The sequence below is a fragment of the Thermoactinomyces sp. CICC 10523 genome (assembly GCF_016055105.1).
Taxonomy (GTDB): domain Bacteria; phylum Bacillota; class Bacilli; order Thermoactinomycetales; family Thermoactinomycetaceae; genus Thermoactinomyces_A; species Thermoactinomyces_A daqus.
Genome location: NZ_JAECVX010000016.1, coordinates 1 through 17,961, shown reverse-complemented (window position 1 = coordinate 17,961; position 17,961 = coordinate 1). Strand labels below are relative to the sequence as shown.

10 protein-coding genes and 22 tRNA genes are annotated in these 17,961 nt (G+C 50.1%); 2 read left to right on the top strand and 30 right to left on the bottom strand.

The window, feature by feature from the left end; translation table 11 throughout:
* Positions 1-20 precede the first annotated feature (20 nt).
* The gene (locus I8U19_RS15655; RefSeq protein WP_198056442.1) at positions 21-305 is read right to left on the bottom strand and encodes a hypothetical protein; all 285 of its coding nucleotides are present in this window, start codon (positions 303-305) and stop codon (positions 21-23) included.
* 197 nt (positions 306-502) lie between these two features.
* Between I8U19_RS15655 and I8U19_RS15650 the strand changes: the two genes are divergently transcribed.
* Positions 503-2,137 (top strand): glycosyl hydrolase family 18 protein, encoded by a 1,635-nt coding sequence (locus I8U19_RS15650; protein ID WP_198056441.1) that lies wholly within the window; start codon positions 503-505, stop codon positions 2,135-2,137.
* 56 nt (positions 2,138-2,193) lie between these two features.
* Here I8U19_RS15650 and I8U19_RS15645 read toward each other — a convergent pair whose 3' ends face one another.
* A complete protein-coding gene (locus tag I8U19_RS15645) occupies positions 2,194-2,811 on the bottom strand; it encodes a LysE/ArgO family amino acid transporter (protein WP_198056440.1) in 618 nt (205 codons plus the stop codon).
* A gap of 244 nt (positions 2,812-3,055) precedes the next feature.
* On the opposite strand from I8U19_RS15645, the gene I8U19_RS15640 reads away from it, so the two are divergent.
* Positions 3,056-4,513 (top strand): aminotransferase-like domain-containing protein, encoded by a 1,458-nt coding sequence (locus I8U19_RS15640; protein WP_198056439.1) that lies wholly within the window; start codon positions 3,056-3,058, stop codon positions 4,511-4,513.
* A 148-nt stretch (positions 4,514-4,661) separates the two neighbouring features.
* Here the strand turns inward: I8U19_RS15640 and glmS are convergent, their stop codons facing one another.
* The 28 genes from glmS to I8U19_RS15500 all read right to left on the bottom strand — a co-directional run bounded on the left by glmS (position 4,662) and on the right by I8U19_RS15500 (position 17,770).
* Positions 4,662-6,488, bottom strand: a complete 1,827-nt coding sequence (glmS, locus tag I8U19_RS15635) for a glutamine--fructose-6-phosphate transaminase (isomerizing) (protein ID WP_198056438.1) — start codon at positions 6,486-6,488, stop codon at positions 4,662-4,664.
* 669 nt (positions 6,489-7,157) lie between these two features.
* Positions 7,158-8,498, bottom strand: a complete 1,341-nt coding sequence (gene glmM / locus I8U19_RS15630) for a phosphoglucosamine mutase (protein WP_198056437.1) — start codon at positions 8,496-8,498, stop codon at positions 7,158-7,160.
* A 38-nt stretch (positions 8,499-8,536) separates the two neighbouring features.
* Positions 8,537-9,730: a CdaR family protein gene (locus I8U19_RS15625; protein WP_198056436.1), complete on the bottom strand. Its 1,194-nt coding sequence runs from the start codon at positions 9,728-9,730 to the stop codon at positions 8,537-8,539.
* Positions 9,723-10,550 (bottom strand): diadenylate cyclase CdaA, encoded by an 828-nt coding sequence (gene cdaA / locus I8U19_RS15620; protein WP_033101991.1) that lies wholly within the window; start codon positions 10,548-10,550, stop codon positions 9,723-9,725. The genes I8U19_RS15625 and cdaA overlap by 8 nt, the downstream gene beginning before the upstream one ends.
* A 223-nt stretch (positions 10,551-10,773) precedes the next feature.
* Positions 10,774-13,557 (bottom strand): phosphoenolpyruvate carboxylase, encoded by a 2,784-nt coding sequence (ppc, locus tag I8U19_RS15615; protein ID WP_198056435.1) that lies wholly within the window; start codon positions 13,555-13,557, stop codon positions 10,774-10,776.
* 596 nt (positions 13,558-14,153) lie between these two features.
* Complete coding sequence (gene rocF / locus I8U19_RS15610; protein ID WP_033101993.1) at positions 14,154-15,056, bottom strand: arginase; 903 nt, start codon at positions 15,054-15,056, stop codon at positions 14,154-14,156.
* Between the two features lie 849 nt (positions 15,057-15,905).
* Positions 15,906-15,980 (bottom strand) — tRNA-Gly (locus I8U19_RS15605).
* A gap of 6 nt (positions 15,981-15,986) precedes the next feature.
* Positions 15,987-16,062 (bottom strand) — tRNA-Lys (locus I8U19_RS15600).
* Positions 16,063-16,068: 6 nt separating this feature from the next.
* Positions 16,069-16,143 (bottom strand) — tRNA-Gln (locus I8U19_RS15595).
* 12 nt (positions 16,144-16,155) lie between these two features.
* Positions 16,156-16,240: transfer RNA gene (locus I8U19_RS15590), tRNA-Tyr, on the bottom strand.
* Between the two features lie 8 nt (positions 16,241-16,248).
* Positions 16,249-16,324 (bottom strand) — tRNA-Val (locus I8U19_RS15585).
* Positions 16,325-16,331: 7 nt separating this feature from the next.
* Positions 16,332-16,408, bottom strand: a tRNA-Glu gene (locus I8U19_RS15580).
* A 6-nt stretch (positions 16,409-16,414) separates the two neighbouring features.
* Positions 16,415-16,490: transfer RNA gene (locus tag I8U19_RS15575), tRNA-Thr, on the bottom strand.
* Positions 16,491-16,495: 5 nt separating this feature from the next.
* Positions 16,496-16,570, bottom strand: a tRNA-Asn gene (locus tag I8U19_RS15570).
* Between the two features lie 9 nt (positions 16,571-16,579).
* Positions 16,580-16,653, bottom strand: a tRNA-Gly gene (locus tag I8U19_RS15565).
* 5 nt (positions 16,654-16,658) lie between these two features.
* Positions 16,659-16,733 (bottom strand) — tRNA-Gly (locus tag I8U19_RS15560).
* Between the two features lie 6 nt (positions 16,734-16,739).
* Positions 16,740-16,815, bottom strand: a tRNA-Lys gene (locus I8U19_RS15555).
* A gap of 7 nt (positions 16,816-16,822) precedes the next feature.
* Positions 16,823-16,899: transfer RNA gene (locus I8U19_RS15550), tRNA-Asp, on the bottom strand.
* 3 nt (positions 16,900-16,902) lie between these two features.
* Positions 16,903-16,978: transfer RNA gene (locus I8U19_RS15545), tRNA-Val, on the bottom strand.
* A 5-nt stretch (positions 16,979-16,983) separates the two neighbouring features.
* Positions 16,984-17,060: transfer RNA gene (locus tag I8U19_RS15540), tRNA-Glu, on the bottom strand.
* Positions 17,061-17,107: 47 nt separating this feature from the next.
* Positions 17,108-17,182: transfer RNA gene (locus I8U19_RS15535), tRNA-Gly, on the bottom strand.
* A 4-nt stretch (positions 17,183-17,186) separates the two neighbouring features.
* Positions 17,187-17,262: transfer RNA gene (locus I8U19_RS15530), tRNA-Lys, on the bottom strand.
* Positions 17,263-17,268: 6 nt separating this feature from the next.
* Positions 17,269-17,343 (bottom strand) — tRNA-Gln (locus I8U19_RS15525).
* Between the two features lie 12 nt (positions 17,344-17,355).
* A tRNA-Tyr gene (locus I8U19_RS15520) sits at positions 17,356-17,440 on the bottom strand.
* Between the two features lie 8 nt (positions 17,441-17,448).
* Positions 17,449-17,524, bottom strand: a tRNA-Val gene (locus I8U19_RS15515).
* 7 nt (positions 17,525-17,531) lie between these two features.
* Positions 17,532-17,608 (bottom strand) — tRNA-Glu (locus tag I8U19_RS15510).
* Between the two features lie 6 nt (positions 17,609-17,614).
* A tRNA-Thr gene (locus I8U19_RS15505) sits at positions 17,615-17,690 on the bottom strand.
* Positions 17,691-17,695: 5 nt separating this feature from the next.
* A tRNA-Asn gene (locus I8U19_RS15500) sits at positions 17,696-17,770 on the bottom strand.
* Positions 17,771-17,961: the final 191 nt, after the last annotated feature.

Sequence of the window (17,961 nt, the reverse complement as noted above, 5' to 3'; positions counted from 1 at the left end):
ATTTCGCCCTCAGCCGTGGATCATCGCATCACGCTCCACATCACGGAGAACGGCAGTTGCCCTTGCCCAAACAGAAAGCGGTTACAAAAAAGGGCATCCCGCCAATCAGGCCGGTCAACCACACATATCCATTTCAGCAATTCGGTTTTTGCACAATTCCCTCTTTTATCATGCACCTTGATTTCTTCCGCCGAAAATCGCTCCACGACGCCGCTTGTCCCCGTTGCCAGATCATTCAGACTACTAATCTCCCAAAGAGATTCTCTTCTTTCCGCAGATCGTTTCCGACCATCCGCCTGCTTCAATTCCCCGTTGTTTCAAACAAAACTCCCATAAACAGGGAAACAACCAATTATCCCCTTCATTTGTGAAAATAGTTAGAAACTTCTTCTGTTAATCTTTAATTCTAGTACAAAAATATATAAAATCCTATTGCGGAAGAAAATCGTATTTTATTAGCTTTGACAAAGAAATTAACGTCATCCATCAGAGGGGAGAGACTATGGAGAAAACAAAGTTTTCGCGACTTGAAGCCTTTTGGCAAAAAAAGGCGATGCTGATCAACGCGACCGCAGCCTTGGTGCTTGTCAGCGGCGGGGTTTTGCTCACGTCCGGCTGCAGCCAAGAAACAGCTGCACCGAAAGCGAAAGCCCCTACAGCCCATGTGCAACATGAGACCATCCAAGATGATTCAGCCTCATCCAACGATGTGGCAGATGTAACTGAAGTGACGGATATTAAACCGTTGCCGAAAAAAGAGAGTCAGTATGTGGAAAACATCTTGACCCATCATAACGTTCCACAGGTAAATCCGAATGAGATCAACAATTCCGGTGCTTCTCATTCCGGGAGCTCGGCAAACGGCAATGCGGCCTCCCATCATACCGATAACAGCACAAGTCCGGCTACCGGCAACACAGCGCCAACCACACCGAAAACGGGTGACAGCCAGCATGTAAACCAATCTGCACCCACAACGAAACCGGCATCACCGGCGCCGGGCAAAGAGCAAAACCAACAGCAACCAGGAGATAAACCGGTTGAAAAACCGCAACAACCCGGAACGGACAACCAACAACCATCCAACGGTTCGACGCAAACCCCGCCGGCAAATGACGGCGACACATCCAATCCGTCTGAACCTTCCAATCCTGCTCCTTCAAAGCCGGAGCAAACGGATGGCATAGAGACAACGGCATGGTTCCCGTTCTGGAGCACCAACTCCGGAAATCAGATTTTGTCTTCACAATCGCTCGATTCCATCAACCTGTTTATGTACGAATTACAGGCGAACGGAGATGTGGGCTATATGCAATATGCCAAAGCTCCTGATCCAAACACTTTGGCTCTCGCCCGCAAAAAAGGCACAAAAATTTATGCCACCGTCGCCAATACCGACGGTTGGAGCGATGTGAACAAAGCGGAAGATGAACTCCATAATCTCATCAATACACCGGAGAAACGGAGCCAATTAGCCGATAAACTCCTGGCCTTCACTCTTAAAAACAATTATGACGGCATTGATCTGGACCTGGAAGTGATCCGGGGAAGCGACCGCGACAATTTCTCGGCGTTCGTGGAAGTATTGGCACAGAAAATGCACCAGAAAAACAAAAAAGTGCTGGTCTCCGTTTATCCCAAAACATCCTATGGCGGCTGGGACGGCCCAATCTCCCAAGACTGGCAACGTCTCGGCAAAGCTGCGGATGAATTGGTGATCATGACCTATAACTACAGCATGAACAGCCCGGGACCGGGTGCTCCGCTCGATTGGATCAGCGATATTGTCAAATACGCCAATACCCAGGTACCCTCGGAAAAAATTTATTTCGGTTTGCCTTCCTACGGTTACCTGTGGACCTCTGACGGTAAACGCTCCTCACTCTCTTACAGCCAGGCACAAAATCTGATCAAAACCAACCATGCCAAAGTCGTACGCGACAAGAACGGGGAGCCGACCTTTACCTATACATCCAACGGGGTGAAATACACAGGCTACTACCAAGATGCGATAAGCTGGCAACGGAAAATTGAAACGATCAAGCAAGGCAATCCTCACATCGGCGGCATTACCGAATGGTATATCGGTGCAGAGGATCCTGCCACCTGGAATATGTTAAAAACCGAATTAAAATAATTATTCCCTAAACCGGTAACCGGCTAAACATCTGGCTGGAAACCGGTTTTTTCTTTTCACCATAAAGAGAATCCAAGATAAACCGCTGCCCCCCACATCACCAAAGCTGAAATCTTCTGCAAAATCATCATGATCCGCCCTGAGCTGTCCAGTTCCCCCAGAAAGCGCCCCGCCAGGGCCAATCCGAAAAACCAGAACCATGAAACAAGTACCGTGGCAACGGCAAAAGCCGCTTTTTCCATCCCGGCGTACTGCAAAGAGCTTGTCCCGAGCACCATCGTCGTATCCATGATCGCATGGGGATTAAGCAGGGAAGCAGACGCTGCAAACGCAATTTGCTTCCGGGCGGGGAAGGTCTCCCGCGGATGGTCAAGGCCGCCGTCAGCTCCGGGCGTCACCTTCCAGGTATTCCATCCCATGTACAGCAAAAACAAAACCCCCATGCCAAGGAGAACCGTTTTGATCCATGATGATCCCAAAATCACCAGAGAAATCCCGAGCACCGCCAATGTAATCAACAGGGTATCGCACAACGCGGCGGTCAGGACGGTCGGCAAGGCCTGACGAAAACGCCGATGAAAGGCCCCTTGGTTAAAAACAAAAACGTTTTGCGCACCGAGCGGCAATATCAGTCCAAAGGCAAGAATCAATCCATGTAAAAATGCAGAAATCATCAAAATCCCTCCGGAAAAATATGGTTCCATCGTACAAAAGATTTTGCATCCTGTCGCCCGCCAATTGGATGGATTCCAACCCAACCAAGTTGTACAATTAACAAAAACAGAATCGTCCATCCCCTGTCAGCAGAAACCTGAAGGAGAAGTCAGAGCAAAACCGGTGAGGAAGTGGTGCCTCTTCTGGCCATGCCCGGCATCCAACGCGATTTGACACAGAAAAGTAAAAGGATGGATCACAACCATGATTGATACCCATTGGAAACCCGACAAATCATCCCCTGTTCCTCTCTATATCCAGATCAGGGAATACATCAGGGAAAAGATCAAAAATGGCGAGTGGCCGGTTGGCAGCAAAATTCCGCCGCAACGTTATTTGGCAAAAGTCTGGAAGGTAAACCGGAGCACCATTGTTGCCGCCACAGCCGACTTAATGGCGGAAGGGCTGTTGGAAGGAAACAGCGGAAGCGGAACACGGATCATTAACAATACATGGTCCCTGATGCACTCTACCCGTCCGCCTGATTGGAACGCCTACGTTGATGCCGGAATCCATCCCCCCAATTTGCCGACCATTCAGGAAATCAACCGGGCGGAATTCCACCCGCACATCATCCGCCTGGGAACAGGGGAGCTCTCTCCCGACTTCTTTCCCCGTGACATGCTGAAAACCGTTTTGTCCCGGCTGCCGGATCAAATTGATTCACTTGGCTATGAAGAGCCGAAAGGACTGCCCCTGCTCAGGGAGCAACTGAGCAAGCATCTTAAAAGGATCGGAATCGATGCTTCCCCTTCCTCCATCTTGATCGTGTCCGGTGCCTTGCAGGCCTTGCAACTGATCGCGCTCGGCCTGTTGAAGCGGGGCTCTGCGATTCTGCTGGAAAAACCTTCATATCTCTATTCGCTTCATGTCTTCCAGTCAGCCGGGATGCGGTTATCCGGCCTCCCGTTGGATCAGGAGGGGGTGCAGATCAAATACATTCCCGTGCTGAAAAAGCGGCAAAATGCTTCATTGCTTTACACGATCCCGTCCTTTCACAATCCGACGGGCATCCTGATGTCGGAACAAAGGCGCAGAGACCTGCTGCGCATCTGTGAACAGGAGCGTTTACCGCTTATTGAGGATGATGTATACCGCGATCTGTGGCTGGACGAACCGCCCCCTCCTCCCCTGAAAGCAATCGACAAAAACGGGCTCGTCCTCTATCTCGGCAGCATGTCCAAAACCTTGAGTCCGGGCTTGAGAATCGGTTGGGTGGTCGGCCCGGAACCGGTTATCGAACGATTGGCCGATATCAAAATGCAGACGGATTACGGCTCCAGTTCCCTGTCGCAGTGGGTGGTGGCCAGATGGCTGTCCAGCGGGCTCCATGAACAGCATCTGAAGCGGGTTCGGGCAGAACTGAGAAAGCGGAGAGCCGCGGCAGTCGAAGCCTTGCATGCTTCTTTTTCCGATCTGGCCGCCTGGACCGTTCCCAAAGGCGGTTTTTATATTTGGCTGCATCTCCTTTCCCCGCTTCCCATGCGCGAGGTTTTTGAAAAGGCACTGAAAAAGGACATTCTGCTCAATCCCGGCAATATGTACGATCCAGGCGCAACCCGGAATATCCGGCTTTCCTATGCCTACGCCTCTCCCGATCAGTTGCATGAAGCCATCGTCTCGCTGGCCGGGATAATCCGAAACTTGTCCGCACATCCGTAAACAGAAAAATCCTGTCGCAACCATTCGCTTGTTGCGGCGGGACTCCTTAAGGGTTTGTAAACGGCATTCTTCGTGTTAATAAAGAAAAAACTCCACCGGCCGGCCAAACAAAATGTCAGCCAGTCAATGGAGTTTATGGTCAAACATTTTATTCCACGGTTACGCTTTTCGCCAGATTGCGCGGTTTATCCACGTCATACCCGCGTTGGATGCAGGCATAATAAGCGAAGAGCTGGAGCGGGATCACGGTGAGAACCGGAGCGAGCAAGTCGATGGTTTTTGGAATGGTGATTACTTCATCCACCGATTTTTGCAACTCACTGTCCCCTTCAACGGCAAAACCGAGTACTTTGGCGCCCCGCGCTTTTACTTCCTGAATGTTGCTCACCATTTTATCAAAAACAGACGATTGGGTGGCAAGGGCGACGACCGGAATATTCTCTTCAATCAAAGCCAAGGTTCCGTGCTTCAACTCCCCGGCGGCATAAGCCTCGGAGTGGATATAGGAAATCTCTTTCAGCTTGAGCGAACCCTCGAGCGCGACAGCATAATCCAAACCGCGGCCCAGGAAGAAGAGATGCTCGTTGTCAGCGATGGAACGGGCAAATTCGGCAATCTTCCCTTCATACTCCAAAACTTGTTCCGCCAGCCCGGCAAGTTGTCCCAAATGGCTGATGATCTCTTTCAATTCCGCTTCGCTTTTATGACCGCGCACCTGTGCAAAGTAGAGGCCCAACAGGTAGATGGCGATCAGCTGCGACGTATAGGCTTTGGTCGAGGCAACAGCGATCTCCGGTCCTGCCCAGGTGATGATTACATCATCGGCTTCACGCGCCACGCTCGATCCGACCACGTTGGTAATCGCCAGCACGCGGGCCCCTTGTTTCTTTGCTTCGCGGAGGGCAGCAAGCGTATCCGCTGTTTCACCCGATTGGCTGATGACCACAACCAATGTTTTATCCGTAATGATCGGATCACGGTAACGATACTCCGAAGCCACATCGCACTCAACCGGAATGCGGGCCAAATCCTCGAGCACGTATTTGCCGACCAGTCCGGCGTGATAAGCTGTTCCGCAGGCCACAAAGTGGATCTTTTCGATGTTACGGATCGCTTCCGGGCTGAGAGCCACTTCGTTTGAAAGATCGACCAAACCATCTTTGATCCGGCTTGCCAGTGTATCGCGGATCGCTTTTGGTTGTTCATGGATCTCTTTCAGCATGAAATGGTCATAGCCGCCTTTTTCCGCCGTTTCAATATCCCAGGAAACATGCATCGGCTCACGTTCAACCGGGGTTCCGTCAACTTTCATCAGCTTCACTTGGTCTTTGGTCAAAACGGCCATTTCCCCGTCTTCGAGGATGTAGACTTCGCGGGTATGCTTGAGAATGGCCGGAATATCCGAAGCGATGAAATTCTCTCCCTGGCCGATTCCGACGACCAGCGGGCTGGCATAACGAACCGCAACCAGCTTATCCGGTTCGTTCTCACTGATTACACCGAGCGCAAACGCGCCTTCCAGTCGGGATACCGTTGCCTGTACCGTCGAAACCAAATCTCCGTTCCACAGGTCTCCGATCAGTTTGGCCACGACTTCGGTATCGGTCTCCGATTGGAAAGTATGGCCTTTGGCCATCAACTCTTCCTTCAGCTGGATGTAGTTCTCAATAATCCCGTTGTGAACAACTGCAAACCGTCCCGTGCTGTCCACATGGGGATGGGCATTTTCATCAGATGGTTTCCCGTGTGTCGCCCAGCGGGTATGACCAATTCCGAGCACTCCCGGCAAGGAGCGGACGGCCAGTTTCTCCTCGAGGTTGGACAAGCGCCCTTGCGCTTTGTTAACGCTGATCGTTTCTCCGTTGTAAACAGCCAGTCCGGCCGAGTCATACCCACGGTATTCCAGCTTGCTGAGCCCTTCCAGCAGAATATTTTGCGCCTGTTTGGCTCCGATGTAACCTACGATTCCGCACATAGTTATGAAAACCCCCTAAATTTATCCCTTTTTGCTGAGCACGGATCGAAGATTCAGGAGACAGGTTGATTATTGTCTGTTTGCCAAACGCAAAGTGCCGTAAAACACTCAGCTTCCCTATTCAGTTTTTTGAGTGAGAATGTGTAAGCCAGGTAGTGTTTGACAAAACAACAATTTTGTTTAAACCGGATCTTTCTTCTCATGCCCTCCCTTTTCTTCAGCAAAAACATCCGCTCAACAAAAAGGTTGATCTGATTCGTTTCTTTTTATTATTTTTTCTGTCTGCTCATTCACGCCATATCGCTGTTTTTGTTCGATGAGTCGCCTCACCGGTTTGAACAGCGATTCCTCGGCTCTGGCGCAAAGCCGGGAGGTATCCGCCGATCTTTTCGATACTCCTCCACCTCGTCAACTGCGGAGTCTCCGTTCACACCGCAGTCCTGGCGCTTTTCGACAACTTTTCCAAACCTCTGCTTCTCCCTTTTCGCTTCTTCACCTCCCAAAAAATGAAGAAGGCGATGTTTTTACTTCGCCTATGGGATTATATTATTCAAAAATAACAAAAATGTAAAGCAGTCCGATCAAAAAAGGGCCAGGGGGAAAGGCGAAACCCTACATCCCCCTTCTTATACGGCAAATGTTAAAATAATGTGTCGGTGTCGGCACATCTCAGGCGAGTTGCTTTTTCACTTCATCCGCAATGCGGCCGACATATTCCCGGAGCGCCTCTTCGTCCGGTCCTTCAGCCATCACGCGGATGAGCGGTTCAGTTCCCGACGGGCGAACCAGAACTCGCCCGTCACTGCCGAGCGCATTTTCCACTTCGGCAATTTTTTGGCGAATCGCTTCGTTTTGATCCCAACCCGCCTTGTCTTTTACCTTCACATTCACGAGCAATTGAGGATATTTTCGCATCATCGACGCCAGGCCGGACAGGGTTTGCCCTTTTTCCTTGACCACGCGTAGGAGCTGAACGGCGGTCAACATTCCATCTCCGGTGGTATTGTAATCAAGGAAAATAATATGGCCTGATTGTTCACCGCCCAGGTTATAACCGCCCTCTCTCATTTTTTCCATCACATAGCGGTCGCCCACTTTGGTTTTTTCCGTCCGGATCTCCAGCTCATCCATCGCTTTATAAAAACCGATATTACTCATGACGGTACTCACAATCGTATTTTCTTTCAATTTCTCTTTTTCTTTTAAATAGGAACCGCATATGCACAGAATTTGATCCCCATCCACCAGATTTCCTTTTTCATCGACAGCGATCAGGCGGTCAGCGTCTCCGTCAAAGGCTAATCCCAGATGGGCCTGTTTTTTCAGAACTTCTTTCTGAAGCCGCTCGGGATGAGTCGAGCCGCACTCTACGTTAATATTCACTCCGTCCGGATTGACATTGATCGCCGTTACATCTGCACCCAAATCCCGGAGCAACAGCGGAGCCAGTTCATATGCAGCCCCGTTTGCCCCGTCCACCACGATATGCATTCCACACAGATCCGTATCAATCGTATTTTTGAGGTGATCGAGATAGGCGGAAACCGCATCCGGCTGGTCAGTCACCCGGCCGACTTTATCTCCGACCGGACGTGGCAGCCGATCTTCCTTTTCATCCATCAGCGCCTCGATTTCCGCTTCGGTTTCATCCAACAGTTTATATCCGTCCGCACCGAAAAATTTAATGCCGTTATCCGGAAAAGGGTTATGAGATGCAGAAATCATCACGCCCGCATCGGCTTCCAGGTGTTGTGTCAGGAAAGCGACACCCGGAGTGGTCACGATCCCCAAACGGATGACGTCGCATCCGATTGACATGATTCCTGCGATCAGCGCGGATTCAAGCAATTCACCGGAGAGGCGCGTATCCCTACCCACAACGATTTTCGGCCGTTCTTTCTCTTTCGTCAGTACATAAGCGCCGCACCGCCCCAAACGGAAGGCTAATTCCGGTGTTAAGGTCTCATTTGCCACTCCCCGTACTCCATCGGTTCCAAAGTACTTACCCATACATTTTCTCCTCCTCATGTAAGCAACCAACAAATCCGTTACCCTAAAATTTGGATCTTTGCTTTTAACTTATCTTGACCCACGACCTGCACGTAGGAAGGAAGAACAAACCGGATTGGCACATCATGGACTCCAGCGGACAGATTTGAAACATCCACCAGTGCCCGTACATCTGCTGCACCAAGCTGGTCGATCTGTTTGGGTGCTCCTGAAAGAGTGATATTCAATTTCGCATCGGACGGTGAAAGGATCCGGGCATTCACCCCTCCATTTAATCCTGTTACTTCCAATGGAACGTTCTTGATCACTTTTGTCTCAGCAGGAATCATTTTAACATAGATTTTTATTTCTTTGGGTTCCACTTTTATGGCCGGACTATGAACCGGAACCAGCATCACCAACGTTGTGTCTTCCGTTATGTCCGATAAATCAGGCTGGGGACCTGCATAAAATTGTAAATGATTCAGATATGACATCGGTCCGTACACGGTAATCTGATCCACATTGGTATCGATCCCGGCTACGGCGTATTCGGGGGGCGGCGCTTTCCCCGGTTCGATTGAAAGAGGCACGGTCTTGCCGGGAATGCTGATCGGAACCTGCACCACTGCGGTTTTCGGCTCAATTTCGACGTTGGATAAAGGTCCGTTTTCACCGTATGCTTGGAGTACAATGACTTGATTCACTGATTTCTTCTTATTATTCAAATTGACAATCGCTTTGACAGAAGTTACCTTTTTCAGTTCCGCTTCCGTTCCTTTTACCAATACTTTGTCCGGATTGATCACGGGAGTCCCCGCTTTAAAGCCGTCCGGGACGCTTCCGATCAATTCCGGTTCCACATGCATCTCCTTTTGCAGCTTGGGAACCAGGGTCACATCGATCCGCGCCGGCTCCACCCGGGCATCGACAGGATACGGCAATCCTTTCACCTGAACCGGTAACTGATGTGTTCCCGCCCCAACACGCCGTGCATCGACATAAAGGCGATAATTCGTCGAAAAATGCCCGAAGAAGGCTTGGTTGCCTTCTACGATCAATTCCACTTTTGGGGGTTTTCCGACCAGATCGTAGTGTTCGTCATCGTACTTCACTTGGACCGTTGCTTCCCGAATATGCGTATCGCTTGAAGATGAAGAGAGGGAGGTGTCGGTTACAGCCGACCATAGCAGGATGGCCAAAGCCAACGAAATGATCCGCAAAATCCAGTCATTTTGAAGCCATTTATTCATCCGTCCTCTTCCCTTCTTTCTCCTTGCGCGACCAAAATACAACCGCAAATTTCTCCGGCGGCTTCAATTCTTCATATAACCGGGATACCAGCGTTTCTTCACTCAGGTTTCGCTCCAGACGCCCATGCACCGCCAGCGAGATCTGGCCCGTTTCTTCAGAGACGATCACAGTAACCGCATCGGACATTTCGGAAATGCCGATCCCGGCACGATGGCGCGTCCCCAATTCCCTGCTGATATAAGGGCTTTCGCTCAAAGGCAGATAACACCCCGCCGCCATCAGCTGATCCCGGCGAATGATAACCGCCCCGTCGTGCAAAGGACCTTTGGGAATGAAGATATTGCGAATCAATTCCGGGCTTAACTTCGCTTCCAGCAACGTTCCCGATTCTATATAATCAGACAGCCCTGTCTGCCTTTCAATTACGATCAGGGCTCCCGTATGCTGCTTGGCCAGAGTTGAAACCGCTTTGGCTATATCGCTGACCACACTGGTGACGATCTGATCTTCCGCCTGGACACTCCGTCCGAAAAAACCGCCTCTTCCCAGTTGCTCCAATGCGCGGCGCAACTCCGGCTGAAAAATGATGATCACCGCAATGACACCGACGGAAAACAGGTTTTGAATCAGCCATTCCAGTGTGCGAAGATGAAATACGTTGCTGATCAACCAGATGATGATCAGAACGGTAAGTCCTTTTAAAAGTTGAACGGCTCTGGTACCACGCAAAAGTTTTAACAGATGATAGATTATATAGCTGACGATCAATATATCAATAATATCATTCAAGTAACTGCGAATCTCCAACAAAGACTGCATGCGTCCCCTCCATCCATTCAGTTCCCCATTATTATGCTACATCATTGCTGCGATGCATTCCATCACCCGTTATTCTTCCATTATATCGCAGCGGATGGGAAACCCCCTAACCGGCTGCCGCGGAAAATGAGGAGCACAGGTGTCCGTAACCCGCCCCCGCAATAAAATCCCACACAAAAAAGAACCTGCCCCAAATGAGCAGGCAGGAAACATTCTGCGCTTTTTAACCCGTATTTCTGAGCCCGGCGGCGATCCCGTTAATCGTCAGCAGCACTTCTTCCAAAAGGGAATCGGCCAGGGTTTGATCATTTTCTTCTTTTCTCCGTTTGGCAAGCAAAAAGACCTGGATAAAGCTAAGAGGATCAACGTAAGGATTACGCAGGCGAATCGATTCCTGAATGACAGGCACACGATCCAGCAATTCCTCCTGTTCCGAAATCGCGAGCACTTTTTCGCGCGTAAGCATAAATTCTTTTTCAATCAGTTTAAACAGCCGCTCTCCGGCCGCTGAATCTTTAGCCAGCGACGTGTACTCACGGGCGATAACCAAATCGGCTTTTGCCAGAGCCATCTGCAAATTGTCGATCAGGGAATGGAAAAACGGCCACATTTGATACATCTCGCGCAAAAGGCGCAATCCCTTCTCCCCGTTTCGCTCGAGATATTTTCCCAGTCCCGTTCCGGCAGCGAACCAGGCCGGGAAGAGGTAACGCGTCTGCGTCCACGCAAACACCCAGGGGATCGCCCTCAGATCTTCAAATTGTTGACTGTTTTTGCGTCTGGCGGGACGAGAGCCGATTTTCAGTTCCCCTATCTCCGGAAGCGGGGTCACATCGTTGAAGAAGCCAAGGAAGTCAGCATCGCCAAAGACGAGTTGCTGATATTGTTCCAATGCGTATCCTGACACTTCCTCAATCGCCTTCTCCCATGCCGGATCAAGTTCATGATGTCCATTCGTCACTGCGGTCGTGGTCGAAAGGAGCAAAGACGCCGTTGCCTGTTCCAAACTCCGGAGTGCAATCGGCCTCAGCGAATAACGGGACGAAAGCACTTCCCCCTGTTCCGTGATCTTGATGCCCCCCAGCAAAGCGGAATCGGGATTTGCCAGGATATTGCGATGCAAAGGTCCGCCACCGCGCCCCAATGCTCCTCCCCGACCATGGAAAAATTTCAGTCTCAGCCCATACTTCTCCGCCAGGCGGTTCAGTCTCAGCTGGGCTTGATACAACTCCCAGTTCGCAGTAATCACACCCCCGTCTTTGTTGCTGTCGGAATACCCGAGCATAATTTCTTGCCCCGGCTGCTCTCCATGATAGAAGGGAATAAAGGCGGGATGCTGAAAATATGCTTCCATAATCTCTTCGGCCCGGTGCAGGTCGTCAATGGTTTCCAGGAGCGGAACGGCATGGAGCCTTGATTCTTTGCCGCCGTGCAAACGGTGCAGTCCCACTTCTTTCGCGAACAAAACCACTTCGAGCAAGTCGCTCGTCCCCTGGGTCATGCTGATCAAGTAATTGCGGATCGCTTCTTCGCCAAATTCCTGTTTTGCTCTGGCGATCATGCGAAAGAGCTCCAAACATTTTTCCGTATCCGGGGAGTAGCTGGCAAAAGGGGAAGTAAGAGGCCTCGGATCTTGCAACAATTCGGTCAGTAAAGAGATTTTCTCCTGCTCCGGCAATCGATCATATCGTTCCTCAATTCCCAATTTACCCAATATTTCGGTTAACGCTTTTTCATGTTCGGCGCTGTGCTGGCGAATATCCAAGGTGAGCAGATGAAAACCGAACAATTCCACCTGGCGAATCAGATGGGCCAGATCATGATCGGCCAGGACATCTGCATGATGCAAACGCAGACTTTCCTGAATCAAGGTTAAATCGCGAATAAATTCTCCGGCTGTCCGGTAAGCCCCCAACTCCTTTTTGCCGGTACGCGTATGATGTAACCTGGCTAACATAAAAGTGCACTTGCGGCGATAAGGTTCGTTCTCATTCCGCCATTTCCCCTGCCCGACATCTTCCAGCTGCACCTCTGCTTCATCCCTTAGCAGAGACTCGCAAAGCGCATCGGAAATGGACACTCTCCGCGTGGAATAACTCAGTTTTTTAATCAGGCTTTGCAAAGCTTCTTTGTATTTTCGTATGATCAAATTTCTTTGCAGCACCAGCGTATTCCAGGTTACGTCCGGTGTAACCGAAGGGTTTCCGTCACGGTCTCCGCCAATCCAGGAACCAAAGCGCAAAAAGGAAGGAACCTGCCACTTCTTCTCGGGGTAAATGCGGTTTAAACAGCGGGTCAGCTCTTGATGAACGACGGGCAAAACTTCAAACAGCGTTTCGTCAATGTAGTAAAGCCCATTGCGAACCTCATCCATCACGGTCGGTTTCCGTCTCCGCAATTCATCACTTTGCCATAAAGCCGTCACTTCACCCAAGAGATTTCTGCGGATCTCTTCCCGCTCTGTTTCGGTGGTGTAAGGATGATCCAGTTTCATCATCAGTTCGGCGATGCGGTGATGGATATCGAGCGTCGTTCGCCTCATCGCTTCCGTCGGGTGGGCAGTGATCACCAGCTCAAGCGAGAGAAACGGCAATGCTTTCTCCACTTGTTCCGCAGTCATGCCTTTTTCTTTCAACTCCTGAACTGCATGTTCAATCGAAAATGGTTGAACAACTCCTGCCTCGGACCGGCGATAAAAACGATGCCGCCGTACCCTGTGGTTTTGCTCGGCAATATTGACCAACTGGAAGTAGATGGCGAATGCACGGATCACATTCTGACGCATCTGCGGCGATAGCTGACGGATCTCCGATTTGCATTGGTCCAGCACGGCAGGATCATAGGAGCGGCGAAGCTGCTTGGTCAGTTCGCGAATTTTTTCGACACGGTCGAGGAGTTCTTTTCCTCCTTGCATCACGAGAACATCGCCCAGAATATGACCGAGAAAGCGCACATCCCGCCTTAACGGATTCTCATTGGCTGAAGCCTGTTTTGCTAAAGGATTCATTCCGTCACCCCTTCATATGAGAAAGCCTTTATGTTCATCAATCAGCGAAGGCCTTTCTGTTTACCAAAAGAAGTCGATACTGCTCCGATCCCCCCTGACTCATTGCACGCTAGGTCTTGCGGGTAACCGCCATATCGCTCATGTTCAGATTTACACAAGACTTCAGCAACCGGTAACCGCTGGGAAAAAAGCGGCCGGATGCACCAAAACATGAAGCTCTCTTTGCTTCCGTCGCGGGAATCCCCACTCGGGACGCAGGCGGAGACGATCCCGGCTCTTGCTAAAAGTTTCACAACCATCCCTTTTACAATCGATAAAAGAACGATGCTTCATCCTAAAAATCAATCGCTTCTCATTTCCCTCCTTCTTTCTCTGAGTCGCTCAAAATTGAATAATAGAATTTAGGCATAAAATTTGATAAATTAAATAAAAAAATTTTGGTTAATGTATAAACATTCATTTTTCGATCTTTTTTTATTATGCCATAATGTGCGGTGAAGTACAAAGCGACACTTTTTTCCTTTCCTTCTTTAAGCCGTTACAGCGAAGCATCCATAAAAAAGCGCAACCATCGAAGGTTACGCGACAGGCTCTGATTATAGCACTTTTTGTCCAAATACAGATCCCATGAGGGCAACTGCCACTTTTGCTGTCTGATTTTCCCGATCCAAAATCGGGTTCACTTCGACAAATTCGGCGGATGTCACAATCCCTGCCTCTGCCAGCATCTCCATGGCCAGATGGCTCTCTCTGTAAGTAACCCCGCCCGGTACCGGTGTTCCTACTCCGGGAGCATCTTTCGGATCAAGCCCATCCAGATCCAGGCTTAAATGAACGCCATCCGTTCCATTGGAGACGATCCCGATGGCTTCCTCCATCACACGCGCCATGCCGAGGCGATCGATTTCATGCATGGTAAACACCTTGATCCCAAGCTGACCGATCAAGTCCCGCTCACCCGGGTCCAGCTCCCGAGCCCCGATAATCACCGTATGTTCCGGTCGTACCTTGGGGGCAAATCCGCCGATATTCACCAGGTCCGGATGACCAATTCCAAGACTGACCGCCAGGGACATTCCATGGATGTTACCTGAAGGAGAGGTTTCCCCTGTATTTAAATCCCCGTGGGCATCATACCAAATAACCCCCATATTTTCATACTGCGCTGCTGCACCTGCTATTGTTCCGATTGCCATACTGTGATCTCCGCCCAACACAAGCGGGAAACGATCGCGCGCAATCACCCCGGAGACGGTTTCAGCCAATTTTTCGCAGACATCCCTGATTTCATTCAAATATTTTAACTTTGGATCACCCGCTGACTTTGATTCGGGACTGGGCACGTGCAAATCACCCAAATCTTCCACTTCATATCCAAGCTTTTGCAACAAAGCTTGCGCTGAAGCATAGCGAATGGCACTCGGACCCATATCAACTCCCCGGCGCCCTTGACCGAGATCCATTGGCATGCCAATAATCGTAATCGGTTTCTTTTCCATAGCCATTCTCCTTTTTATCGAACTACAGGCGTATGAAATACAAGGTATTGGATGATCAACAATCTGATGAACGAAGCGCTTTCATTTTAGCACAGAATTTCATTTACTTACAGAAATATTTTGGAAATAATCTGCTTATTTTGGTATATTTATTCAAATAAGAGGAATAAAGTAGCACATTTTTAATGATCGTGCACCATTCTTATTAAAAATTTAATAGATAGATTGATAGAATCCAGGATAATCGGAGAAAATTGATGAGCCGTGATCTTGCCCCGCACCAAAAAATGCCGGATCGGGAACAACCCATGGCACAGGACAAATGCATTTCTCATTGATCTCTTTTCCGGACGAAACCGGCTGCCCGGCATTTCACGAAACTGCATCCGTTCACTGGTTTCTCCGCATTCCCTCTTGATCAAGATTGTCAGTTTCTGTGAAGACCAATCACTTGCACGGTAGGATTAGCCCATATCTTTGCCTTGGAACAAGAATATGTTCATCCGCCTGATCTCCGCTGACCGGGATTGCATAATGAGTAACCCATCCTGCTCACCGATGCTTTTTCTTCCAACAATAAAAAAAACCGTCATGCAGGCGTCTTTCTGTTATATTCGGGATTGATCTTTTCTTATGAGATTTATTACACGGTTCGGGTTTCCGGTCACGCAAATGCTCCCTCGGTCTTCTTTATTCTGTACTTTCCTGCCCGATTTCTCTCATCGTTTTTGTTTGGGCAGATTGATTCGTACCTGTCTGGCTTCCCCGAAATAAAAAAACGGATTGCAGCACGACATACAAAAAAGAGGACTTCGTTGAGTTCATCCAACGAAGTCCTCTTTTTCAAGTTGGAGCGGAAGACGGGATTCGAACCCGCGACCCTCGCCTTGGCAAGGCGATGCTCTACCCCTGAGCCACTTCCGCATAATATGGTGAGCCATGAAGGACTCGAACCTTCGACACCCTGATTAAAAGTCAGGTGCTCTACCAACTGAGCTAATGGCTCAAACATTGGCTGGGGAAGTAGGATTCGAACCTACGCATCACGGAGTCAAAGTCCGTTGCCTTACCGCTTGGCTATTCCCCAACACTTAAGGAATGGTGGAGGGAGTAGGATTCGAACCTACGAAGGCAATGCCAGCGGATTTACAGTCCGCCCCAGTTGGCCACTTTGGTATCCCTCCGCATCAAATGGTGGACGCTGACGGGATCGAACCGCCGACCCTCTGCTTGTAAGGCAGATGCTCTCCCAGCTGAGCTAAGCGTCCGCTTTTATGGTGACCCGTAGGGGATTCGAACCCCTGCATGCCAGCGTGAAAGGCTGGTGTGTTAAACCGCTTCACCAACGGGCCGTTTCATGGAGCTTCCTACCAGGCTCGAACTGGTGACCTCTTCCTTACCATGGAAGCGCTCTGCCAACTGAGCTAAGGAAGCATTTCTGGCTCCTCAGGCAGGACTCGAACCTGCAACCTACCGGTTAACAGCCGGGTGCTCTACCATTGAGCTACTGAGGAATATTAACATGGAGCGGGTGAAGGGAATCGAACCCTCGCATTCGGCTTGGAAGGCCGATGTTCTACCATTGAACTACACCCGCACATCTGGAGCGGAAGACGGGATTCGAACCCGCGACCCTCGCCTTGGCAAGGCGATGCTCTACCCCTGAGCCACTTCCGCATAATGTGGTGAGCCATGAAGGACTCGAACCTTCGACACCCTGATTAAAAGTCAGGTGCTCTACCAACTGAGCTAATGGCTCAAAATAATGGCGGAGCTGACGGGATTCGAACCCGCGATCTCCTGCGTGACAGGCAGGCATGTTAGGCCTCTACACCACAGCTCCATCTGGTGGACGCTGACGGGATCGAACCGCCGACCCTCTGCTTGTAAGGCAGATGCTCTCCCAGCTGAGCTAAGCGTCCGCTTTTGGTGACCCGTAGGGGATTCGAACCCCTGCATGCCAGCGTGAAAGGCTGGTGTGTTAAACCGCTTCACCAACGGGCCGTAAATTTGGCAAGAAAAAAACCTTCACCTTGTATTAAGAGAAGGAATGGAGCGGAAGACGGGATTCGAACCCGCGACCCTCGCCTTGGCAAGGCGATGCTCTACCCCTGAGCCACTTCCGCATAATGGTGAGCCATGAAGGACTCGAACCTTCGACACCCTGATTAAAAGTCAGGTGCTCTACCAACTGAGCTAATGGCTCAAACATTGGCTGGGGAAGTAGGATTCGAACCTACGCATCACGGAGTCAAAGTCCGTTGCCTTACCGCTTGGCTATTCCCCAACACTTAAGGAATGGTGGAGGGAGTAGGATTCGAACCTACGAAGGCAATGCCAGCGGATTTACAGTCCGCCCCAGTTGGCCACTTTGGTATCCCTCCGCATCAAATGGTGGACGCTGACGGGATCGAACCGCCGACCCTCTGCTTGTAAGGCAGATGCTCTCCCAGCTGAGCTAAGCGTCCACTTTTGTGGTGACCCGTAGGGGATTCGAACCCCTGCATGCCAGCGTGAAAGGCTGGTGTGTTAAACCGCTTCACCAACGGGCCGTTTCATGGAGCTTCCTACCAGGCTCGAACTGGTGACCTCTTCCTTACCATGGAAGCGCTCTGCCAACTGAGCTAAGGAAGCATTTCTGGCTCCTCAGGCAGGACTCGAACCTGCAACCTACCGGTTAACAGCCGGGTGCTCTACCATTGAGCTACTGAGGAACATAACAAGTGAGCTATTGAAAGACAGTAACTATTATATTATCTTCTTTCAACATAGTCAAGCTTTATTTTACATCAAGGTGATCCTTTGATACACCCTGAAAATAAGATTGGAATAAGGGTTGCAAGTGGAAGAGAAGTAGTAGGATAAGCCCTCGACCGATTCGTATCCGTCAGCTGAACACATTGCT